Source organism: Saccharothrix deserti, from assembly GCF_009769385.1.
GTDB classification, from domain to species: domain Bacteria; phylum Actinomycetota; class Actinomycetes; order Mycobacteriales; family Pseudonocardiaceae; genus Actinosynnema; species Actinosynnema deserti.
In genome coordinates this window covers 65,003-84,854 of the sequence record NZ_VKAB01000033.1, presented here as the reverse complement: position 1 = coordinate 84,854, position 19,852 = coordinate 65,003, and the positions used below count along the sequence as shown (strand labels likewise).

The following is a 19,852-nucleotide window of genomic DNA, read 5'->3' as shown; positions in this document are numbered from 1 at the left end:
ACGCTACAACGGCTACAACGGCTACAACGGGCGACATCGACACCGACACCGACGTCACAGCACGCTCCAGTCACGCGAGCGGGCCATCAGGTGGTTGTGCACCAACGCCACCGACGGGTTCGCCAACCCGCCGACCCTGGTCGCCAGGAACAGCGTGTTCAACGGCGGCACGGCCGCCTGGTGCGCCAACTCCACCGACCCGGCCGCCAGCGCCGGATCGGCCAGGTAACGCGGCAACGCCGACACACCCGCCCCCGCGACCACCGCCGCCAGCACCGCCCGCAGGTCCGGCACGACGACCGCGACCGGGTTGGGCGGACGGCGGCCGAACTCGCTGCGCCAGTACCGCCGCACGATCGGCAGTTCCTCCGCGTACGCGACCAGCGGCAGGTGCGCCAACGCCCGCACCGGGTCCTCCGCCAGCAGGGAACGGTCGATCGTGCGCACCGACGTCGGCGCGCCGACCAGCACGAACTCCTCGTCCACGAACGGCGTGGCGACCACCGCCCGGTCGGTCGGCCGCACCGAGGACACCACCAGGTCCAGCCGGGCGTTGACCAGCGCGGCGAGCAGGTCGTCGGCCAGGCCCAGCGTGATCCGCAGCCGCAGCCCGCGCGTGGTCAACGGCGCCAACGCGGGCAGCACCCGTGCGGCCAGCAGCTCGACCGCCCCGGCCAGGTGCACGGTGCCCGCGTACGCCTGGCGGTCGTCGACCTCGCTCAGCGCCGACCGCAGCTCGTCGACGTGCGCGCCGACCCGGCGGGCCAGCTGGTCGGCCCGCGCGGTCGGCGTGACGCCACGGCTGGAGCGCACGAACAGCGGCTCGCCGAGCTCCCGTTCCAGCCGGGCGAGGTGCCCGCTGACGGCGGGCTGGGTGAGGCCGCGGCGCTGGGCGGCGGCGGTGAGCGAGCCGGCCCGGTAGATCTCCACGAACGTGGACAGCAGATCGAGGTCGGCCACCGCGCAACTCCGGAGCTATAAGAATCGTGATGACCCCAACCACCGTACCCGGATGAAACGTGATGGGCTGGCGGTTGTCGAAGTCGAGTCACAGCTGAGTCACGATGAAAGCTCTCGAAAGGGTTCAGGCAGATGAGCAGGGTTCTGGTGGTCGTTTCGGCGGCCGACAAGCTGGTGCTGGCCGACGGGTCGAGCCACCCCACCGGGTTCTGGGCCGAGGAAGTGGTCGAATCGGTGCGCGTGCTGCGGGACGCGGGCGTGCGGGTCGACATCGCCACGCCGGGCGGCGCGCGGCCGACCGTGGACGCGGTCAGCCTCACCGACGAGTTCGGCGCGTACCTGGAGTCCATCGAGGACGAACTGGCGGCGCCGCTGCGGTTGGCGGACGTCGACGTCGCGGACTACGACGGCGTGCTGCTGCCCGGCGGGCACGGTCCGATGGCGGACCTGGCGTTCGACGCGGACCTCGGCCGGCTGCTGGTGGCGTTCGACGACGCGGGCAAGGTCGTCGGCGCGCTGTGCCACGGGCCGGCCGGGCTGCTGTCCGCGGTGCGCGAGGACGGCGCGTTCGCGTTCGCCGGGCGGCGGCTGACCGTGTTCACCGACGAGGAGGAACGCCAGGGCGGCCTGGCCGTGCCGTACTTCGTGGAGACGCGGTTGCGCGAGCTGGGCGCGGCGCCGGAGACCGGACCGGCGTGGTCCAGCACGGTCGTCGTGGACGGCAACCTCGTCACCGGGCAGAACCCTCAGTCCAGTGTGGACACCGCGCGCCGGGTGCTGGAAGCCTTGTCGTAACGGGATCGCGCGGCCTCGATCGTCTCCTCGTGCTCCAGCACCCACCGTCCCAAGGGGACGACGAGGTCCAGCAGGGAGCGGCCCAGGCCGGTCGCCGCGTACTCCACGCCGGCGGCCTTGCCCGGCCGGACTTCGCGGCTGATCAGGCCGTCGCGTTCCAGGTTCCGCAGGGTGCGGGTGAGGATGCGGCGGCTCAGGTCGTGCACCGAGCGGTCGAGTTCGTTGAAGCCGTAGGGGCGTTCGGCGACCAGGGTCAGCACCAGCAGGCTCCACTTGTCGCCGACGCGGGCCAGCAGGTCGGACACCGGGCAGGCGGCGCGGTCGGCCGTCGTGACCGGCACCGGGACCAGTGACAGTGACATCGATGTGCCTTCTTCCGTGTCGTCGCGGCGCGCTCCAGGCTTCAGGTTATGGCGAACGTGGTGATCACCGGTGGCACGAACGGCATCGGCAAGGCTTTGGCGGCGCGGCTGGCGCGCGAGGGGAACCGGGTGGCGGTGGTCGGCCGGTCGGCCGTGGCGCCGGACGGGGTGGAGTTGATCCGGGGCGATCTGAGCACGGTGGCGGGTACGAACGCGGTGGCCGACGAGGTGGCGTCGCGGTTCGACGTGGTCGACCACGTCGTGCTCGGCGCGGGCCGGTTCACGCCCCGGCGGGTGGTGACCGCCGAGGGGTTGGAGCACACGTTCGCGCTGCTCGCGGTGAGCCGGTTCCTGCTGGTGGAACGGCTGCTGCCGGTGCTGGAGCGGTCCGCCGCGCCGGTCGTGGTGAGCGTGTGCGGGGTGGCCGGGCTGCGCGGGCCGGGCATCCAGTGGGACGACCTGGCGTTGAGCGGGAAGTTCCGCGCGTTCGGTGCGGTCAGCCAGGGAGCGCGGGCCGCCGACCTGCTCGGCGCGGGGTTCGCCGACCGGCACCCGGACAGCGCGGTCCGGTACGTGCTGCACAACCCGATGTTCGTGGACAGCGGACTCGGCGCGCAGGTCGGCGGGCTGCGCGGCAAGGCGCTGGACCTGGTGGCGCGGGTGTTCGCCAGGTCGGTGGTCAGCGCGGCGGGACAGGTCCACCGGTTCCTGGCGGACCCGCCCACCGCGCCGCTCACCGCGTCACGGGCGGGCACCCCGATCGCCTTGGACAGGCCCGAGTTCGACCGCGACACCGCCGCCCGGCTCTACACCGTGCTGGACGGCATCACCACGGACGTGAGCTGAGCAGGCACGCCGGACGAGGGGCCATCTTCAGGAACATGCTCCAGGAACATGCTTCGCAGCCGTCCCCGCCCAGGGGATCCCTGAATTCGATTTTACCGACGGGGTCTGACAATTTCGGCTGATCGGTGGTCTCGCCTGAACGCCAGGAGAGCACCGCCGACGACGGTCGCGAGCCCGCCGACGGCCAGCGCGCCCGCCGCGCCGAACCCGGTGCCCGCCAACGCGATCAGCACCGCCAGCCCCATCGCGCCGCCGACCTGCTGGGACGTGGTGGTCAACGCCGACGCCACCCCCTGCTCGGCGTCGGCCACCCCGGACGCGGCGGCCACGAACATCGCCGGGAACGTGAGCCCGCCGCCGACACCCCAGACCAGCAGCCCCGGCAGCAGGAGCCAGAACCCGCCGTCCCACGCCATCGCCGCGGCCAACAGCCCGATGCCGACACCGTTGACGACCATGCCGACGACCAACGTGATCCGCACACCCCACCGCGTGATCGCCGCGCCGGTGCCCTTGAGCGACGCGGTCATCGACACCAACGTCAACGGCACGAACGCCAACCCGGCGGCCAGCGGCCGATACCCCAGTTGGTCCTGCAGGTAAGTCGTGAACAGGTAGTACGCCCCGCCCAGCGAACTCTGGAACAGCAGCACCACGCCGATCGCGCTGACCAACGCGCGGTTGCGGAACAACCGCAACGGCACGAGCGGGTCGCGCGTGCGCCGTTCCACGGCCACGAACACGCCGAGCAGCACCACCCCGCCCGCCAACGCGAGCCCGCCCCGCACCCAACCCGCCTCCGGGCCGCTGACCAACCCGAACACCAGCAGCACCGACCCGGCCGTGGCGAGCACCGCGCCCGGCACGTCGAAGCTCTGCCGCACACCGCCCACCCGGTCGGCAGGCAACACCCCGAACGCAAGCACCGCGGCCCCCAGCGAGAGCGGCACCAGCACGAACAGCGTCCACTCCCAGCCCAAAGCGTCGGTCAGCACGCCGCCGAGCAGCGCGCCCGCGGCCAACCCGCCGCTGCCAGCCGCACCCCACACCGACAACGCCCGGGTCCGCTCCGGCCCCTCCGCGAACGTCGTGCTGATCAGCGCCAACGTCGCCGGCGTCAGCAGCGCGCCGCCGACGCCCTGCACCGCCCGCGCGGCGACCAGCACACCCGGCGACGTCGCCAAACCGCCGACCAGGCACGCCAACCCGAACACCACGAGACCGGCGACGAACGCCCGACGCGCGCCGAGCCGGTCGACCACCCGCCCCGCGCAGAGCAGGAACCCGCCGAACACGACCGCGTAGGCGCTGACGACCCATTGCAGGGATTGGCTGGAAAAACCGAGCGCACGCCCGATGTCGGGCAGCGCCACGTACACGATGTTGTAGTCCACGGCCACGATGAACTGGGCAAACGCCAGTAAGGCGACCGCGAGGCCGGCACGGGGGCGCGCGGGGGCCACGGTGGTGTCCATGCGTGATTCACTCCGTATTTTTACTGCACGGCGTATAGTTTGGATACGCCGGACAGTACCGCAACGCTGTAGAGTGTCAACCGTGGGAGATCAGGTGCCCAACCGGCGGGCGCGGCTGCGGGCGGAAACGTCGGCCGAGATCAAGGCGATCGCGCTGAAGCTCATGGCCACCGGCGGGCCGGACGCGATCTCGCTGCGCGCCATCGCCCGCGAGATGGGCATGACGGCCAACGCCATCTACGGCTACTACGCGACCCGCGACGACCTGGTCACCACGCTGATCAACGACGTCTACAGCGACCTGGTGGAACGCCTGGAGGCGGCGCGCGACGCCCTGCCGCCCGACGACGCGGCGGGCCGGATCCTGGCCTGGGCGGAGAACTTCCGCACCTGGTCGCTGGCCAACCCGGAGGGCTTCCGGCTCATCTACGGCGACCCGGTGCCCGGCTACCAGCCGCCGGAGGAGGGTGTGGAGGCGGAACTGCGGGCGTGCGCGGCCCTGGTCGGGCTGGTCGCCGCCGCGTGGCCCCGTGCGGTGGAACGGCAGTCGCACGGCGACCACGAGTGGACGGACTTCGACCCGCACGTGGTGGACACCGTGCGGGCCGACCACCCCGACCTGCCCCCGGCGGCCGTCGTGCTGTCGTTGCGGGTGTGGGGCCGGATGCACGGGCTGGTGGCGCTGGAGGTCTACGGCCACCTGCGCACCCAGACCCGTGAGCCGGGCAAGGTCTACTCGGCCGAGATGGCCGACCTCATCTCCTCACTCGGCTTCTGAGCACCCCCGGCGTCACCTGAGCACGCGGAACCGCAGGTGCACGACGTCGCCCGCCTCGGCCACGTCGATCCGCTCCAACCCGGTCGGGTGCAGCCCGCGTCCAGCAGGCGTGTCATTCCCCGATGAACTCCGCGCGCACGCCCAACAGGCGCACGGCGCGAGTGTCGTCGAACCTTGCCAGCGCGGCCACGGCCGCGGCCTCGATCGGCTCCGCTTCCGTCGTCGGCTCCTCCAGCGCCACGCCCCGCGTGCAGGTGAAGAACGGCACGAACCGGATCTTCACCACGACCCGGACGGCGGGCCGCCCTTCCGCGCGCACGTCCTCCACCACACGCTGCGCGAGCAGCCGCACCCGGGCGAGGATCTCCTCCCGGTCGGTCAGGTCGTGCTGGAACGTCGTCTCCCGGCTGCGCGATTTCGCCACCCACGGCGTGGCGGTGACTTGTGTGTCGCCCGCGCCCAAGGCGAGTTGCCGGAAGTGCGGCCCCATCGCCGGGCCGAACCGCGCCGCCAACACCTGCGGGTCCGCACGGACCAACTCCTCGACGGTGCGGATGTCCAACGAAGCGAGCTTGTCCGCCGTGCGGCTCCCGATGCCCCACAGCGCGGTGACCGGCCGTCCGGCCATCACCTCGACCCAGTTGTCCCTGGTCAGCCGGTAGACGCCGGCGGGCTTGGCGAACCCGGTGGCGAGCTTCGCGCGCAGCTTGTTGTCGCCGACGCCGACCGAGCTCTCCAACCCGGTCTCCGCCTTGACCGCACGCCGCACGGTGTCCGCCAACGCCTCCGGGTCGTCGGTGCGAGCGCCCAGGAACGCCTCGTCCCAGCCGAGCACTTCGACCACCACGGGCAGTTCTCGCAGCACGTCCATCACGTGCGCGGACACATCCTCGTAGGCGGGCGCGTCGGAGGGCAGGAACACCGCGTCCGGGCACTTCCTCTTGGCCAGCCGCAACGGCATCCCGGAGTGGACGCCGAACTCCCTCGCCTCGTAGGACGCGGTGGCCACCACGGCGCGTTGCGTCGGGTCGCCTGTTCCTCCGACGACCACGGGCCTGCCGCGCAGCTCGGGTCGGCGCGCGACCTCGACCGCCGCGATGAACTGGTCGAGGTCGACGTGCAGGACCCAGTCCTGTTCGGACACGTCCGCCAGTATCGCCGTGCGATGCTGTCCCCGTGCGACCGGGAGAACTCGCCCACCTGCGCCGGGCACGCGATCTGATGGACCGCGAGTACGCCCGGCCCCTGGACGTGCCGGCCATGGCGCGCACCGCGCTCATGTCGGCCGGGCACTTCGCCCGCCAGTTCAAGCTGGCCTACGGCGAGACGCCGTACAACTACCTGATGACCAGGCGCATCGAGCGGGCGAAGGCCCTGCTGCGGCGGGGCGACCTCACCGTGACCGAGGTCTGCATGGAGGTCGGCTGCACCTCGCTCGGCTCGTTCAGCTCGCGGTTCACCGAGCTGGTCGGCGAGACGCCGAGCGCCTACCGGGCCCGCTGCCACGAGGCCACCGCCGTCGTGCCCGCGTGCTACGCCAAAGTCGCCACCCGACCGGTCAGATTTCGAGAAGCACGGTCCTGACCGGCCCGCATAGGTTCGGCGGCATGAACATCAAACTCACGCACACGTTCCTCCCGGTCCACGACCAGGAGGAGGCCCTCGTCTTCTACCGCGACGTGCTCGGCCTCGAAAAGCGCAACGACATGCCGTTCGACGCCTTCCGCTGGCTCACCGTCGGCCCCGCCGACCAGCCGGAAGTGGAGATCGTCCTGGAGGACCCGGCCATGGGGCGGCCCGCGCAGGACGTGGAGGTGGTGAAGGAACTGCTGGCCAAGGGCTCGTTGTTCGGCCTGATCTTCTACGTCGACGACTGCGACGCGGTGTTCGAGAAGGTGCGCGCGTCCGGCGCCGAGGTCATGCAGGAGCCGATCGACCAGCCGTACGGGGTGCGCGACTGCGGGTTCCGCGACCCGTCCGGCAACGCCCTGCGGTTCTCCGGGCCGATCAAGGGCTGACCGGTCCGGCGGCGCTCCACACCGGATCGGGCCGTTTCGCGGCGGCCGGGTTCGTGACACGATCAAGAGGTGCCGATCAGCCCCCGCGACCGCGACGAGCAGGGCCGGGCCCGCAACGCACGACCGCGCGACGGGCTCGGCCGGCCACTGCCCTACGGGCTGACCGGCGTGGAGCGCCAGCCGGAGGGCGTGCCGCGCACACCGGAGGAGGCGTTGACCGAGGCCCAGCGCCTGCTGGACCTCGGCCGCCCGTTCCACGCGCACGAGGTGCTGGAGGACGCGTGGAAGGCGGCGCCCGAGCCCGAGCGGGAGCTGTGGCGCGGGCTGGCGCAACTGGCCGTGGGGCTGACCCACGCCGCGCGCGGCAACCCGTCCGGCGCTTCGGCGCTGCTGAGCCGCGGTGCGAAGAACATCTCGCCGTACATCGACAACCCGCCGCACGGGGTGGACGTGGCGGCCCTGGTGGCCTGGGCCGCGGAGGGCACCGGCGTGCCGCGACTCACCGGGGGTTCGTGAAGTGCGGATCAGGCCTTACCGGGAATCGGACCGGGACGCGGTCGGCGACATCTGCGTGCGCACCGCGGACGCGGGCGGCGACTCCCGGCACGTCTACCCCGACCTGGAGCTGATGCCGACGATCTTCGCGTGGCCGTACACCGACATGGAGCCGTCGCTGGCGTTCGTGGCGGACAACGGGGAACGCGCGGTCGGGTACGTCGTCGGGACCGCGGACACGCCGTCGTTCGTGTCGCGGTTCGAGTCGGAGTGGCTGCCGAAGGTGTCCGACCGGTACCCGCCGGTCACCGAACCGTCCACGCCCACCGAGCACATGGTGTGGCTGCTGCACAACCCGCGCCGGATGGTCGTGCCCGCGCTGGCGGACTACCCGGCGCACCTGCACATCGACCTGCTGCCGGAGTACCAGCGGTCCGGGCACGGGCGGGCGTTGATGACGGCGTTCCTCGGCGCGCTGGCGTACCAGGGCGTGCCGGCCGTGCACCTGGGGATGCTGTCGGTGAACACGGCGGCCCGTGCGTTCTACGACCGGCTCGGCTTCCACGAGATCGACGTGCCGAACGCGGAGCCGTTGACCTACCTGGGGCTCGAAGTTGGGCCGAACGCCTGCTTGGGCGGGTCCGCGACGGGGTAACTGGTGGGTAACCACCTACCCTGGAGGCTCCCGTGTTAGCGATCATCGCCGCGGTCATCTTCGGCCTCGCACTCCTGCTCGACCTGGCGAACGCCTCGCTCGGCACCGTCCTCGACGGCGGGACGCTGCTCATGGCGGGCTTGCTCTGCGTGGCGCTGCACCTGGCCGGTGTCGGCGTCGGCGCACGCGCGTTCAGCTTCCGCCGCCGCCGCTGACCGGCCGACCCCGTCCGCCGGGTGCGGGCGGGGTCCCGGGTGGACAATTTGCCGGTGGACGTGACCGAGAGCCGGTACATCCCCCGGCCACCCGAGGTCGTGGCGAAGTACGCCATGGACTGGCGGCACGACCACGAGTGGACGCAGGGCATCAAGCGGGCCGAGCTGAGCTCACCCGCGCCCGGCGGCGGGTTCGGCGTGGGCGCGGAGGTGACGCGCACCGCGCACTTCCTCGGCAAGAAGATCGACTACGTGCTGCGGGTGGTGGCGCACGAGCCGCCCACGTCGCTGGAGATGAGGTCGGTCGCCGGGCCGTTCCCGATGAACGTCACCTACCGGTTCGACCCGGCGTTCGCCGACGGGACGTCGGCCTCCATCCGCATCCGCGGCGACACGGGCCGGTACTACAACCGGCTGTTCGGGCCGCTCATGACGCGGTTCGTGCGGGCGCGGATCCGCAAGGACCTCAAGGACCTGGCCCGCCACGTCGGCTGATCGGCCGGGTCATGCTTCGCGAGGGTCCCCGCCAGGGGGATCCCTTGCTTTTATTCTGCCGGCGGGGTCTGACAATTCGGCCGAAACCGCGGGTGTCAGCCGCGCTGCGGCGGCACGGACAGCAGGCACGCCACGCACGGCATGCCGTCGGGCTGGGGCAGCAGTTCCACCGCGCCCACCTCGATCCGCTCGCCGCACAGGGTCAGCAGGGTCGACAGGGTGCCGTCGGGCAACGGCGCCAGGTGGCAGCTCCGGTCCCACTCGCCCACGAGGTCGCCCCGTCTGCGCACGAGCAGGACCGGGTCCTCGAAGCGTTGCGAGGCGTTCACGAGGCCACCAGTTCGTCATCCGTCACGACGCACACCACGGCATCGGGCGTCGCGTAGAAGTCCAACCGGTACGGCCCGCAGTGCTGCCGCGCGTCGACGCGGCGGTCATCGGCCGCGTCCGACGGTGGCGACTGCGTGGGTTCCGCTTCGATCACCCCGTCATCGTGCTGGGTAACCGGCCGGTAGCGCAGGGTGGATGCGGATCCGAGGCCGCCGTACCCGCAACTCGCATACGGATCGTTTCAACGAGCCGAGCGGGCCAGTTCCGCGACGTCCCGCGCGCCCTCCCACGAGCCGAGCCTGCCCAGCTCGCGCAGCACCTGCGCGGACCCGGTGGCGCGGGCGGTCTCCAGGGCGTCGTAGGCCAGTGACGAGGCGTGCTCGGGTTCGCCGGCCACGGCGTGCGCGTAGGCGAACTTGGCCATGTGCACCCCCTGCTCCCACCGCGACAGGCGCCGCCACACGCGTTCCTGTATGTCCTCGTAGATCTCGATCGCCCGACCGGGCTTGCCCAGCGTCAGCCAGCTCGCCGCGCGTTCCATCCGGAAGTGCTCGGCGGTGTTGCAGTAGCCGAGCCAGTACTCGTCGGCGCCGCCCGGTTCGCTGCGCTCGAACTCGGCGCTCGCCTCGTCCAGGCGCCGCATGCAGCCCACCTCGTCGCCCGTCAGGGCCAGGCCCCGCGCCTCCTGGCGTAACGCCTTGGCCCGCACCATCGGCCCCACACCGCGCTCGCGGCGGGCCGCGCGGGCCAGGCCGATCATCCGGTCGGCATCGCCGTCGGCCTCGGCGAGCTGGGACATCCGCACGTAGGAGTACGCGACCACGTCCCGGTTGTCCGCGGCCTGGCCCTGCTCCAGCGCGCGGGTCGTCCACCGCAGCGCGCCGCCGGGGTCGCCGGTCCCCTGGTGCAGCCAGCCGTAGAACTCGGCGAACATGGCGGTGATGCCGAGCAGGTCGCGGCGCGGCTCGCCACTCGCCGAGCGGCGCAGCAGGTCGACGAAGTCGTACATGCCGCGCGCGGTGGGCATGAGCGCGCCGGGGCCGCGCCAGTTGTGCGCGTCGTCGATGATGCGCCGCAGCACGAGCAGCTTGTGCAACGCGTCCTCCTCCAACGCGCCACCGGTCGCGCCACCGGTCGCGCCACCGAACACGGCGCCGGCGGCGAGCGTCATCAACGCGTTGTGGTCGACGCCGACCGTGCCGTCCGCCACGCCGGCGAAGCCGGGCACGAGGCGGTCGAGGGCGTCCGCGCCGACCGGCAACGAGTGGTCGGCCAGCCCGAGCAGGTGGGCCGGGATGCCGAGCAGGCGTTGCAACGGCCGCAGCACGCGCAGGTCGTAGGCGATGTTGCTGCCCGACTCCAGCCGCGAGATGGCCGATTGGGAGAAGCCCGCGAGGGTGCCGAGTTCGTCCTGGCGGAGCCCGTGCGCCCGCCGTGCCACCGCCACGACCGTGCCCGGCGAGTCGTTGGCGACCGCTTCCCGCACTTCGCGGCTCTCCCACAACGACCGCGGTAACGGCGGCAACGGCGCCTCCGGGACCACCACGGAGGGCTGTCCCGCGGTCAGGCCGGTGCGATCGAGTGCCATGCGCATCCCCTTCACGAGAGACCCAGCATCCTGGCACCGCTTCCCAGGGGGGCGCGACCGCCGTTACGGGGTCTCGCCGCCCGCCGCGCCGATATGCTCCGCCGGTGATCAGGGTGCTGCGGGACTTCTCGACCGGTGTCGGACTGCTCGGCCAGGGTTTCGGGCTGGTGTTCCGGTCGCCGAAACTGCTGCTGGTCGGCGCGATCCCGGCGTTGATCACGACCGTGCTGCTGACCGGCGGCGTGGTCGGGTTGGCGGTCTGGATCGACGAGATCGCCGCCTGGGTCACGCCGTTCGCCGACGACTGGAACGAGGGGCTGCGCACGGCCACCCGGTTCGCCGCCGGGTTCTCGATCATCGGCGCGTTCGTCGCGATCGGACTGCTGCTGTTCACCGCGATCACGCTGATCATCGGCGGTCCGTTCTACGAGCACATCGCGGAAACCGTCGAGGACACGCACCTCGGCGGCGTGCCCGAGGCGGAGCGGGTGACCTGGCTGAAGTCCGCCGCGGTCGGCGTGCGGGACGCCGTGCTGCTGGTGGGTCTGGCGATCCTGTGCGCCATCCCGTTGTTCGCGGCCGGGTTCATCCCGGTCGTGGGGCAGACCGTGGTGCCGGTGATCGCGGTGTGCGTCAACGCGACGCTGCTCGGCATCGAGCTGACCGGCATCCCGTTCACCCGGCGCGGTCTGAAGCTCGACGTGCGCAGGCGGACGTTGCGCGAGCGGCGTGCCGTCACGCTCGGCTTCGCCGTGCCGACCTACCTGCTGTGCCTGATCCCGTTGGCCGCACTGGTGGTGCTGCCGGCGGCGATGGCAGGCGGCACGGTCCTCGCGCACCGCCTGCTCCACAAGCAGATCAGGTGAACGGCACCCACGCCTGCTGCGCCAGCCCGTCGATCCGGCTGACCTGGACACCCGCCGCGGACACCGTCCACAGGTCGTCGCCGATGACCAGCGCCCGGCGGATGCCGGGGTCGTAGGTCGACGACTCGTGCCGGACGGTGCCCAGCGCGGAGAACGCGCCGTCACCGAGCCGCAGCACCAGCAGGCCACTGGCCACCGGCGTCACCGGCTTCTCGGCCGTCGGCATGGTCAGCACCGGCAGCACCACCAGGTCGCGGGCCGGCCAGTGCAGGAACGCGTGCGGGTCGTACTCGACCTCCGAGTTCGCGCCCGGCAGGTGGTGGCCCGCGACCTTGGTCGGCGCGGCCGGGTTCGACACGTCGAACAGCGACACCTGCGTGCCCGTGGTCCGGCCCTGGTCGGTGGCCTCCTGGCCGACGCCGATCAGCTTCCCGTCACCTGCGGGGTGCAGGTACGCCGAGAACCCGGTGATCTTCAGCTCGCCGACCTTGCGCGGCTCGGCCGGGTCGGACAGGTCCAGCGTGTAGAGCGGGTCGACCTGCCGGAACGTCACCACGTACCCGACCGGGCCGACGAACCGGACGCTGTAGATCCGCTCGCCCAGGCCGAGGCCGTCGACCTTGCCGACCTCCTTCAGCTGCGCGCCGTCCCGCTTCAGCACGGTGACCGCGCTCTGCGTCGCGGGCGCCTGCTCGGGGATGCCCGGCGCGTCCGCGGACGTCGTCGCCACCCGCAGGTGCCCGTCGTGCTCGGACAGCGAGTACTGGTTGAGCAACGTGCCCGCGACCCGGCCGGACGCCACGTGCTTCGGCGGTCCCGGCTGGGAGATGTCGAACTGGTGGATCGCGGTGGTCTGCGGCGCGTTCGGCGCGGTGCGCGTCATCGGCCGCAGGTGGTGGTCGTCGGCCACGTACAGCGAAGCGCCGGTGCCGTAGACGGTGTCGCCGTCGGCCATGACCGTCACCGCGTCGCCGGTGCCGAGGTCGCCGGGGAAGTCGAACGTCAGCACGGACAGCATCGACGTCGCCGAGTGCTCCTCGGGGTGGCTGACCCGGTCGCACGCCACCAGCGTGCCCTCGGAGCGGGAGCCGTCGGCGGCGGTCAGCTCGTACTGCGGCAGCCACGACTGGATCGGCGCGGTGGCGACGAGTTCCCGGTTCGCGATCAGGGATTCCGCCTCGGTGCGACCGTCCATCGGGTACACCCACGGCAGCCTCGGTCCCGAGTGCAGGACCACGCGCACCACGCCGTCGACCTGCCGGGCGTCCACGTACCGGCCGTCCACGGTGAGGGTGCCGAGGATGCGGGGTGCGCCGGTCAGGTCGACCAACGTCACCGATGCGTCCTCGGAGTACACCTCGTACGGGCCGTCGACCGCGATCCGTTGTCCCGCCACGCCCGGTCCGCCGCCGATGATCAGTGCGCGGTCCTCGTGCAGCAGCAGTTGGGAGGCGTGGCCGGCGGGCACGTCCAGCGTGCCGGTGAGCGCGCGGGTGGCGACGTCCAGCACGCGGAGCTTGCCGTCGGCGACCGACACGACCCGCTTGCCGTCGGTCTTCACCAGGTCCGGCTCGTCCACGCCCGCCTCGTGCGCGTTCGTCTTCGAGTGCTCGGGCACGGCGGCCGACTCCTTCGCGGCCGGCGGCGTGCCCGCCCGGGTGTCGGCCTGGGCCTGGCCTTCCGCGGTGGTGGCGTAGCCGGCGCCGCCCAGCCCGTACACGCCGACGTGGGGCGTGATCGCGTTCCGCAGCTCGGTCAGCGCGGTGTCGCACGTGTCGAACGCCACCAGGTCGACGGGCACCGCCTCGATCGGCGGCACGACCCGCCAGTCCTCCTCCGCGGTGGGCACGGCTGAGGCCGCGCTCACCCCCACCACCAGGGCGGCACCACCGAACAGCGCCACCCGCGTACCCCAGGACCATCGCCTCATGCCACCAGGACGGGACGAAGCGGGTAAAGGGTTGCGCGCACCGGGTCGCGGTCCGGGTGTAGGCCGATCGGCCGCACCGACGGCGACGTGATTGAGTAGGCCAGGACCGATTGCCCAGCACCCCTCGTCCGGGGTGGAGCGACCACAGGAGAGACAAATGGCCCCGAGCAAGCCCGAGGTCGAGCCGTACGAGGGCGCCCCGCCCGCCGACCTGGTGATCGAGGACATCACCGTCGGCGAGGGCCCCGAGGCGGCCCCCGGTCAGCTCGTGCACGTGCACTACGTCGGTGTGTCGCACTCGACCGGCGAGCAGTTCGACGCCTCCTGGGACCGCGGCGAGGCGTTCAGCTTCCCGTTGGGCGGCGGGCGGGTCATCGCCGGCTGGGACCGCGGTGTCGCGGGGATGAAGGTCGGCGGCCGGCGGAAGCTGGTCATCCCGCCCCACCTGGGTTACGGCGACCGCGGCGCGGGCGGCGTCATCAAGCCCGGTGAGACGCTGATCTTCGTGGTGGACCTGCTCGCCGTGAAGTAGCGGTATCGGGTTGCCGCTGTTCCGCGCGGACGGCGGCGTGGTGGTGGTCCGGTTCCGACCTCTGCTCCGTTCGGAGCATTTGGCCGGCGGTCGGAACCGGGCCGTTCACCATTGCGTCATCCTGGAGGGACCAACCACCGGCGTTACCGCCGTCATCTCGAGGGGGAGCCGCCGTGCCCGAGGACATCGGCGCGTCCGAGCGGATGCTCGGCCAGTGGCAGCAGAGCATCGAGCAGAAGGCCCAGCGCTACCAGGAGATGGCCGGCCGCGTGCAGGGCATGACCATCTCCGAGGCGTCGCGCGACGGATCGGTGCGGCTCACCATCGGCTCGAACGGCATCCTGACCAACCTGGAGATCGCCGAGTCCGCGCGGGACAAGCGGATGGTCGAGGTGTCGGCCGAGGTGATGCGGACGTTGCAGCGCGCGCAGTCGCGCATCCCGGAACTGCTCCAGCAGGCCATGGCGGAGACCATCGGCACCCAGGACGAGACGGCCAACGTCCTGTTCAACGAGGCGAAGCGCAACTTCCCCGCCCCGCCGCACGAAGAAGAGCCGCCGCCGGTCGCCCGTGAGATCCGGTTCGGCATCGAGGACGACGACACGCCGCCTGCCTCGCGTCCCGCTCCGCCGTCCACTCCCACCCCGCCACCACCTCGCAGGCCCGCGCGCAGGCCGGACGAGGACGACGACTTCGGCGGACAGTCCTTCCTTTCCTAACCAGCCTTCCAGGGGGATCGCATGGCCGGTTTCGAGATCGTCTCCGAAACGCTCGACGCGCACAACAAGCAGCTCGACGACTTGAGCGCGCGGTTGCAGGGCGCGGTGGACGCGGCGAAGACCGTGAGCATGCCGACCGACGCGTACGGCATCATCTGCCAGCCGTTCCGGATGATGCTCGACCCGGTCGAACAGTTCGGGCTGGACGCGCTCCAGGGTGCGGTGGAGGCGATGGAGGCGGCCGGCAAGGCCGTGAAGGACACCGTGAACCAGTACCGGGAGATGGAAGAGGCCATTCAGGACAGTTTCCGGTCTGGTGACTGACAGCTCCGGAAAACCCCTGGTGGCGGCGGAGAACGTGGCGGCGGTGCCGGATTCGTTGCGGGAGGTCCTGCGCCTGCTCGGTGAGAAGCCCGCGTTCCGGACGAACGGCTTGAGCCGTGGCGGGTTGGGCTGACGTCCCGGCTCACCCAACCGGACCACACTCGCGTGTCCCGGCCGTTAAGATCAGCGCGCAGGTGCCGCGGGGGGAGCCGAAGGGGTGTTCGACGCATGAGCCAGCCAGCCACACCGCTGACCGAGCAGGAGCAGAACCAGCTCGTCAAGCAGATCGGCCGCGCCATGCTCCCCGCACTGCCGCCGGGCTGGCAGCGGGTCCGGGCGGAGTACCGGGCGGCGGGTCGGCACATCGAGGTGGACCTGGCGTTCGCCGGGCCGGACGGCCAGTGGCGGCCGGTGCGCCCGCCGATGGACGTGGTGCAGCTGTTCGGGCAGCTCCGCGCCGGGATGTACCAGGCGGACCGCGGCACGTGGATGAGCGCGGTGTACGAGATCGAGGCGCCGGCCGCGTTCTCGGTCGACTTCAACGCCGAGGACGAGCCGCGCTGGCGCAACGCGCCGCCGGTGATCGGCTTCCAGGACGAGCTGCGCACGTTCCCCCGCCAGGACGAGCGGATCCCGGAGTGGCTGCGCCAGCGGCTGGGCCTGCCGCCGCTGCCCACGCCACCGCCGGCCGAACCGGAAACCGCCGCGCCGGGCCACCCCGCCCAGCAAGGCGAACTGCGCACCGCGCACGTGTACGACGGCCGTGACGAGGCGGGCCGACCGGTGGTCAACCGGCAGGCCATCGACCGCCAACTGGCCGAAGCGCTGCTGACCTACCTGGAGGGCGCGCCGGTCGTGCTGGCCGCGCGCAACCTGGACGTGGACGAGTTCGTCCCGGGCGATCAGGACGTGCCGCTGAACTTCCGCACCGACGGCGCCTGGATCTGGGCCGGCGCGGTGCCGCACTACCTGCGCAAGCACGGCCTCCCGCCGGAGCCGGACCTGGTGGAGCACATCGTGGCCCGCGGTTTCCAGCTCGGCGAGGTGGACGAGGCGACCCGCGACCGGGCGGTCGCGTTGATCACCGACGGCGCCTGACCAGCAGCACCAGCACGGCCACGCCGACCCACACGTAGGCGTTGCCGACGACGTGCTGCCACCAGTTCCACTGCAGCTCCAGGTCCTTCTCGTGCGGCAGGTACCACATCGGCGCGACCAGGAACAGCAGCGCCAGCACCCCGGCCCACGGCTTGGAGCGGTGCACCAGGTAGATCAGGCCGGGCACGATCCACACCCAGTGGTGCGACCACGACACCGGCGACACGAGCAGCCCGCCCACGGCGACCGCGAGCAGCGCCGCCACGTGGTCGTCCTTGGTCTGGTTGTCGGCTCCGGTCTGGTTGTCGGCCCCGCCGACGGTGGCACGCGCGACGGCCACCCACACCAGCGCCACCACGCCGAGGCTGAGCAGCCCCCACGTGACGGTCTCGGCGAACCCGGTGAACCCGAGCCGGTGCAGGGTCCCGCGCAACGACTGGTTGCCGACATAGGCGAGGCCACCCACCCGACCGGGGTCGAGCAGCGCCTCGAACCAGTACTGCTTGGTGTCGGTCGGCGCGACCGCGAACCCGACCAGGCCGAAGCCGACGAACGACGCGAACGCCGTCACCACCGGCTTCCACTGCCGCCGGGGCAGGAAGAACAGCACGAAGATCGCGGGCGTCAGCTTGATCGCGGCGGCGAAACCGATGAGCAGGCCGCGCGGCCACTTCGTCTTCGGCAGCAGGCAGTCGAGCGCGACCAAACCCATCAGCAGCAGGTTGATCTGGCCGAAGTCGAGGGTCTCCCGCACCGGTTCGAGCACCACCGACCCGGCGGCGACGGCGAGGCCGACGAGCACCGCGCGTTCACCGCGACCGTGCACGTGCTGCGCGGTGGCCAGGCAGACCACGGTGAGCAGCGCGAGGCCGACACCGGTCCACACCAGCACGGCCGCCGACCACGGCACGACCGCGAGCAGGCTGAACAGGGCCGCGGCGATCGGCGGGTAGGTGAACGGCAGCGCGGGCCCGTCCAGCGGCTTCGGGAAGCCCTCGGCGTACAGGCGCACGCCTTCGAGCCACGCCCGGCCGCCCACGCGGTAGACCCGCAGGTCGATCAGGCCGGTGCCCGATCGGATGAGGACCACGGCGAGCGCGACGGCCATCACCGCTGCCCACACGCCGACGACCCGCTTGTCCGTGCGAACCGGCACCGCCACCGAACACCCCCACGTTGCGCTTCCGCGGCATCGTAGCCGGCGGCCCGGCCACGCCCGGACACCGTGTGCCGAGCGCCGGAATGAGGTCCAGGTCACCGTGCCCCACCTCGTTCGTTTACGTAGGGTTGCGAAGTGTGCGCACTCGGTCGACGACATCCGACGATCGGGTTACCTGTGCGCACAGAAGCGCACGCTCGGGATACCCTGTGCGCATGAGTCCCGCGCTGGAGGCGGTGTTGGCCAAGGCAGGTCTGCAGGTCACCCCCGACGAATTCCTGTCGCTCGTGGCCGACGCCGCGAAGAGGCTCGCCCCACCACACCCGGATCCGGCGAGCTACTTCCCACCGGACCAGCGGGACGCGCTGGTCGACGTGGGCCTCGACCTGAGCCCGCACCGCGTCACCGACGACCAGGGTCGGGCGCGGACCGTGGTGGCCCACGCCGTGCTGCGCGATTCGGCGCTGACCGTCGCCGAGGCCGCACGGCAGCTGGGCGTGGACACCAGCCGCATCCGGCACCGGCTCGGCGTCGGCCGCCTGGTCGGCTGGAAGGACCGGGGCAGCTGGCGGCTGCCCGCCTGGCAGTTCGCGGGCACCGGTGTGCTGCCGGGGCTGGAGGCCGTGCTGGCCGCCGTGCCCCCGGACCAGCCCGCGCTGGTGGTGGCCGGGTTCATGACGACCGAGCAGGAGGACCTGTTGGTGGACGGCACGCCCACGACGCCGCGCGAGTGGCTGCTGGCGGGCGGCGAACCGCGCCGGGTGGCGGCGCTGGCCGCGCAACTGGGCACGCCCGCCTGAACCGGTCACCCCGTGCCGGTCCGCTGTGCCCTTCCCCTGTGCCACTCCCCCCGCGCCGGTCACCCCGCGCCAGTCACCCTGGGCGGCTCGCCCTGAGCCGGTCGCCCGCCTGATCCTGTCGCCGAGAACCTTGGACGCGAATGTCACGGCTTCCGCAGCCGCCCGCTCCCGCTGTGCTCCAGGCGAACCTGCGCCGCACCGAGGACGTCGTGGCGGTGCACCGCGCGACCCGGCTGGTGCGCATCTTCGCCGCGAAGGGCCTGCACCCGCAGCGCTGGAACAGCTTCCGCTACACGGGACCGCTGCCGCACGCGCGGTTCGACACCCAGCCGCCCGGCCCTGACGGGTCGCCCACGCACGCCCACGACCAGGGAGTGCTGTACTTCGGGATGTCCGTGCGGACGTCGGTGGCCGAGGTGTTCCAGGCGACGTCGGTGGTGGACCGGCGGACCCGCAGCCCGTTCCTGGTGGTGTTACGGCCCCGGCGGACCCTGCGGCTGCTCGACCTGGCCGGGCTGTGGCCGACCAGGGTGGGCGCCTCGCAGGAGATCAGCTCCGGCCCCAAGGCCATGACGCAGCAGTGGGCGCGGGCGATCCGGGCGGCCTACCCGGAACTGGACGGGCTCTGGTACCGGTCGTCGATGGACTCCGGCGACCCGGCGGTGTGCCTGTGGGACCCGCCCGGCGGCACGGGGCTGCCCGCCTCGCCGGACGTGCTGCTGCCGTTGGAGCACCCCGGCCTGGACCTGCCGCTGGCGCGGGTCTGCGAGGAGCTGAACTACACCCTGCTCGGGTGAGCCGCTCAGACGTTGGTCGGCTGCCCGCCGCGCCGGCGGGGCGCCGGGAGGAACCGGCCGTACCGGACCTCGGGCAGTTCCTGGCCGCCCAGCTCGTACCGGTGCACCAGCCCGTCGTGCCGCCAGCCGTGCGCCTCGTAGAACGCCCGGCTCTTGGCGTTGTCCTGGAAGACCCAGAGGACCGCGTACCGGAACCCCTGATCCATCAGGTGCCGCATACCGGCCTCGTGCACCTCGTGGCCCGCGCCCCGGCCGTGGTAGCGGGGGTCGGCGTAGATCGCGACCAGCTCGCCGGTGTGCAGGTCGGGGTGCGCGTCCTTGGACTCGCGGACCGCGTCGACCGCGCAGTAGGCGCCGATCTTGCCGGTGCCCTCCTCGACCGCGACGAACACCCGACTGGGTTCGGGCAGCCGCAGCACGCGCGCCCACGCCGGGAGCCTGCTCTCCGGCAGCATCCGGTCCAGCACCGGGTCGTCCACTATCCCCCGGTACGAGTGCTGCCAGGCATCGACGTTGATCCTGGCGATCTCGGGCGCGTCGTCGGGCTTTCCGGCCCGCACGGTCCACTGCATCCGGAGAGCGTGCCGCACGCACCGCGCCGTCCGCTAGCCATTC

General features: G+C 72.1%; 27 protein-coding genes. 17 read left to right on the top strand and 10 right to left on the bottom strand.

What is annotated here, in order from left to right; translation table 11 throughout:
• Positions 1-54: 54 nt before the first annotated feature.
• Positions 55-960, bottom strand: a complete 906-nt coding sequence (locus FM051_RS38390; RefSeq protein WP_158852026.1) for a LysR family transcriptional regulator — start codon at positions 958-960, stop codon at positions 55-57.
• 132 nt (positions 961-1,092) lie between these two features.
• Here FM051_RS38390 and FM051_RS38385 point away from each other — a divergent pair, with 132 nt between their 5' ends.
• Positions 1,093-1,755: a type 1 glutamine amidotransferase domain-containing protein gene (locus tag FM051_RS38385; protein ID WP_158852025.1), complete on the top strand. Its 663-nt coding sequence runs from the start codon at positions 1,093-1,095 to the stop codon at positions 1,753-1,755.
• Here the strand turns inward: FM051_RS38385 and FM051_RS38380 are convergent.
• Complete coding sequence (locus tag FM051_RS38380; protein WP_158852024.1) at positions 1,707-2,117, bottom strand: winged helix-turn-helix transcriptional regulator; 411 nt, start codon at positions 2,115-2,117, stop codon at positions 1,707-1,709. The genes FM051_RS38385 and FM051_RS38380 overlap by 49 nt on opposite strands.
• 48 nt (positions 2,118-2,165) lie before the next feature.
• Between FM051_RS38380 and FM051_RS38375 the strand changes: the two genes are divergently transcribed.
• Positions 2,166-2,963 (top strand): SDR family NAD(P)-dependent oxidoreductase, encoded by a 798-nt coding sequence (locus tag FM051_RS38375; protein ID WP_158852023.1) that lies wholly within the window; start codon positions 2,166-2,168, stop codon positions 2,961-2,963.
• A gap of 92 nt (positions 2,964-3,055) precedes the next feature.
• Here FM051_RS38375 and FM051_RS38370 read toward each other — a convergent pair whose 3' ends face one another.
• Positions 3,056-4,438 (bottom strand): MFS transporter, encoded by a 1,383-nt coding sequence (locus tag FM051_RS38370; RefSeq protein ID WP_158852022.1) that lies wholly within the window; start codon positions 4,436-4,438, stop codon positions 3,056-3,058.
• An 82-nt stretch (positions 4,439-4,520) separates the two neighbouring features.
• Here FM051_RS38370 and FM051_RS38365 point away from each other — a divergent pair, with 82 nt between their 5' ends.
• The gene (locus FM051_RS38365; protein WP_202919231.1) at positions 4,521-5,216 is read left to right on the top strand and encodes a TetR/AcrR family transcriptional regulator; all 696 of its coding nucleotides are present in this window, start codon (positions 4,521-4,523) and stop codon (positions 5,214-5,216) included.
• Positions 5,217-5,328: 112 nt separating this feature from the next.
• On the opposite strand, the gene FM051_RS38360 is transcribed toward FM051_RS38365, so the two are convergent.
• Positions 5,329-6,360 carry a DNA polymerase IV gene (locus FM051_RS38360; protein ID WP_158852020.1) on the bottom strand — a complete coding sequence of 344 codons (1,032 nt, stop codon included), beginning with the start codon at positions 6,358-6,360 and terminating at the stop codon, positions 5,329-5,331.
• 32 nt (positions 6,361-6,392) lie between these two features.
• Here FM051_RS38360 and FM051_RS38355 point away from each other — a divergent pair, with 32 nt between their 5' ends.
• The 6 genes from FM051_RS38355 (at position 6,393) to FM051_RS38330 (ending at position 9,094) form a co-directional block, all read left to right on the top strand.
• Complete coding sequence (locus FM051_RS38355) at positions 6,393-6,800, top strand: helix-turn-helix transcriptional regulator (protein WP_238412953.1); 408 nt, start codon at positions 6,393-6,395, stop codon at positions 6,798-6,800.
• Positions 6,801-6,823: 23 nt separating this feature from the next.
• Positions 6,824-7,234: a VOC family protein gene (locus tag FM051_RS38350; RefSeq protein WP_158852019.1), complete on the top strand. Its 411-nt coding sequence runs from the start codon at positions 6,824-6,826 to the stop codon at positions 7,232-7,234.
• Between the two features lie 75 nt (positions 7,235-7,309).
• Positions 7,310-7,750 (top strand): DUF309 domain-containing protein, encoded by a 441-nt coding sequence (locus FM051_RS38345; protein WP_158852071.1) that lies wholly within the window; start codon positions 7,310-7,312, stop codon positions 7,748-7,750.
• 1 nt (position 7,751) lies between these two features.
• Entirely contained in the window at positions 7,752-8,384 is a 633-nt protein-coding gene (locus tag FM051_RS38340; RefSeq protein WP_158852018.1) for a GNAT family N-acetyltransferase, read from the top strand.
• Positions 8,385-8,416: 32 nt separating this feature from the next.
• Positions 8,417-8,599 carry a hypothetical protein gene (locus FM051_RS38335; protein ID WP_158852017.1) on the top strand — a complete coding sequence of 61 codons (183 nt, stop codon included), beginning with the start codon at positions 8,417-8,419 and terminating at the stop codon, positions 8,597-8,599.
• A gap of 54 nt (positions 8,600-8,653) precedes the next feature.
• Positions 8,654-9,094: an SRPBCC family protein gene (locus tag FM051_RS38330; protein WP_202919230.1), complete on the top strand. Its 441-nt coding sequence runs from the start codon at positions 8,654-8,656 to the stop codon at positions 9,092-9,094.
• Positions 9,095-9,189: 95 nt separating this feature from the next.
• Here FM051_RS38330 and FM051_RS38325 read toward each other — a convergent pair whose 3' ends face one another.
• The 3 genes from FM051_RS38325 to FM051_RS38315 all read right to left on the bottom strand — a co-directional run bounded on the left by FM051_RS38325 (position 9,190) and on the right by FM051_RS38315 (position 11,012).
• Positions 9,190-9,423 carry a hypothetical protein gene (locus tag FM051_RS38325; protein ID WP_162470780.1) on the bottom strand — a complete coding sequence of 78 codons (234 nt, stop codon included), beginning with the start codon at positions 9,421-9,423 and terminating at the stop codon, positions 9,190-9,192.
• Entirely contained in the window at positions 9,420-9,578 is a 159-nt protein-coding gene (locus FM051_RS38320) for a hypothetical protein (protein ID WP_158852016.1), read from the bottom strand. The genes FM051_RS38325 and FM051_RS38320 overlap by 4 nt, the downstream gene beginning before the upstream one ends.
• An 87-nt stretch (positions 9,579-9,665) precedes the next feature.
• Positions 9,666-11,012 carry a helix-turn-helix domain-containing protein gene (locus FM051_RS38315; protein ID WP_158852015.1) on the bottom strand — a complete coding sequence of 449 codons (1,347 nt, stop codon included), beginning with the start codon at positions 11,010-11,012 and terminating at the stop codon, positions 9,666-9,668.
• Positions 11,013-11,116: 104 nt separating this feature from the next.
• On the opposite strand from FM051_RS38315, the gene FM051_RS38310 reads away from it, so the two are divergent.
• Positions 11,117-11,878 (top strand): EI24 domain-containing protein, encoded by a 762-nt coding sequence (locus tag FM051_RS38310; RefSeq protein WP_338019517.1) that lies wholly within the window; start codon positions 11,117-11,119, stop codon positions 11,876-11,878.
• On the opposite strand, the gene FM051_RS38305 is transcribed toward FM051_RS38310, so the two are convergent.
• Positions 11,871-13,808 carry a beta-propeller domain-containing protein gene (locus FM051_RS38305; RefSeq protein ID WP_158852014.1) on the bottom strand — a complete coding sequence of 646 codons (1,938 nt, stop codon included), beginning with the start codon at positions 13,806-13,808 and terminating at the stop codon, positions 11,871-11,873. The genes FM051_RS38310 and FM051_RS38305 overlap by 8 nt on opposite strands.
• A 157-nt stretch (positions 13,809-13,965) precedes the next feature.
• On the opposite strand from FM051_RS38305, the gene FM051_RS38300 reads away from it, so the two are divergent.
• From FM051_RS38300 to FM051_RS38280, 5 genes are all read left to right on the top strand, one after another.
• A complete protein-coding gene (locus FM051_RS38300; protein WP_158852013.1) occupies positions 13,966-14,340 on the top strand; it encodes an FKBP-type peptidyl-prolyl cis-trans isomerase in 375 nt (124 codons plus the stop codon).
• A gap of 173 nt (positions 14,341-14,513) precedes the next feature.
• Positions 14,514-15,059, top strand: a complete 546-nt coding sequence (locus tag FM051_RS38295) for a YbaB/EbfC family nucleoid-associated protein (RefSeq protein ID WP_158852012.1) — start codon at positions 14,514-14,516, stop codon at positions 15,057-15,059.
• 21 nt (positions 15,060-15,080) lie between these two features.
• Positions 15,081-15,383 carry a type VII secretion target gene (locus FM051_RS38290; RefSeq protein WP_158852011.1) on the top strand — a complete coding sequence of 101 codons (303 nt, stop codon included), beginning with the start codon at positions 15,081-15,083 and terminating at the stop codon, positions 15,381-15,383.
• Entirely contained in the window at positions 15,376-15,516 is a 141-nt protein-coding gene (locus FM051_RS38285) for a hypothetical protein (protein WP_158852010.1), read from the top strand. Before FM051_RS38290 ends, FM051_RS38285 begins: the two co-directional genes overlap by 8 nt.
• 95 nt (positions 15,517-15,611) lie before the next feature.
• Positions 15,612-16,481, top strand: a complete 870-nt coding sequence (locus FM051_RS38280; protein ID WP_158852009.1) for a hypothetical protein — start codon at positions 15,612-15,614, stop codon at positions 16,479-16,481.
• Here FM051_RS38280 and FM051_RS38275 read toward each other — a convergent pair.
• Positions 16,465-17,643 (bottom strand): glycosyltransferase 87 family protein, encoded by a 1,179-nt coding sequence (locus FM051_RS38275; protein WP_158852008.1) that lies wholly within the window; start codon positions 17,641-17,643, stop codon positions 16,465-16,467. The two genes, FM051_RS38280 and FM051_RS38275, sit on opposite strands and share 17 nt — an antisense overlap.
• Positions 17,644-17,855: 212 nt before the next feature.
• On the opposite strand from FM051_RS38275, the gene FM051_RS38270 reads away from it, so the two are divergent.
• Together FM051_RS38270 and FM051_RS38265 are read left to right on the top strand one after the other, a co-directional pair.
• Positions 17,856-18,440 carry a DNA-binding protein gene (locus FM051_RS38270; protein ID WP_158852007.1) on the top strand — a complete coding sequence of 195 codons (585 nt, stop codon included), beginning with the start codon at positions 17,856-17,858 and terminating at the stop codon, positions 18,438-18,440.
• A gap of 140 nt (positions 18,441-18,580) precedes the next feature.
• Entirely contained in the window at positions 18,581-19,237 is a 657-nt protein-coding gene (locus tag FM051_RS38265) for an RES family NAD+ phosphorylase (protein ID WP_158852006.1), read from the top strand.
• Positions 19,238-19,242: 5 nt separating this feature from the next.
• Here FM051_RS38265 and FM051_RS38260 read toward each other — a convergent pair whose 3' ends face one another.
• On the bottom strand, positions 19,243-19,809 hold the full coding sequence (locus tag FM051_RS38260; protein ID WP_158852005.1) for a GNAT family N-acetyltransferase: 567 nt from the start codon (positions 19,807-19,809) through the stop codon (positions 19,243-19,245).
• Between the last annotated feature and the right edge of the window lie 43 nt (positions 19,810-19,852).

Coding starts and splice junctions, on each gene's coding strand:
- FM051_RS38385 (WP_158852025.1), top strand. CDS start 1,093: ATGAGCAGGGTTCTGGTGGTCGTTTCGGCGGCCGACAAGCTGGTGCTG.
- FM051_RS38380 (WP_158852024.1), bottom strand. CDS start 2,117: ATGTCACTGTCACTGGTCCCGGTGCCGGTCACGACGGCCGACCGCGCC.
- FM051_RS38375 (WP_158852023.1), top strand. CDS start 2,166: ATGGCGAACGTGGTGATCACCGGTGGCACGAACGGCATCGGCAAGGCT.
- FM051_RS38370 (WP_158852022.1), bottom strand. CDS start 4,438: ATGGACACCACCGTGGCCCCCGCGCGCCCCCGTGCCGGCCTCGCGGTC.
- FM051_RS38350 (WP_158852019.1), top strand. CDS start 6,824: ATGAACATCAAACTCACGCACACGTTCCTCCCGGTCCACGACCAGGAG.
- FM051_RS38315 (WP_158852015.1), bottom strand. CDS start 11,012: ATGGCACTCGATCGCACCGGCCTGACCGCGGGACAGCCCTCCGTGGTG.
- FM051_RS38305 (WP_158852014.1), bottom strand. CDS start 13,808: ATGAGGCGATGGTCCTGGGGTACGCGGGTGGCGCTGTTCGGTGGTGCC.
- FM051_RS38300 (WP_158852013.1), top strand. CDS start 13,966: ATGGCCCCGAGCAAGCCCGAGGTCGAGCCGTACGAGGGCGCCCCGCCC.
- FM051_RS38290 (WP_158852011.1), top strand. CDS start 15,081: ATGGCCGGTTTCGAGATCGTCTCCGAAACGCTCGACGCGCACAACAAG.
- FM051_RS38280 (WP_158852009.1), top strand. CDS start 15,612: ATGAGCCAGCCAGCCACACCGCTGACCGAGCAGGAGCAGAACCAGCTC.
- FM051_RS38270 (WP_158852007.1), top strand. CDS start 17,856: ATGAGTCCCGCGCTGGAGGCGGTGTTGGCCAAGGCAGGTCTGCAGGTC.
- FM051_RS38265 (WP_158852006.1), top strand. CDS start 18,581: ATGTCACGGCTTCCGCAGCCGCCCGCTCCCGCTGTGCTCCAGGCGAAC.
- FM051_RS38260 (WP_158852005.1), bottom strand. CDS start 19,809: ATGCAGTGGACCGTGCGGGCCGGAAAGCCCGACGACGCGCCCGAGATC.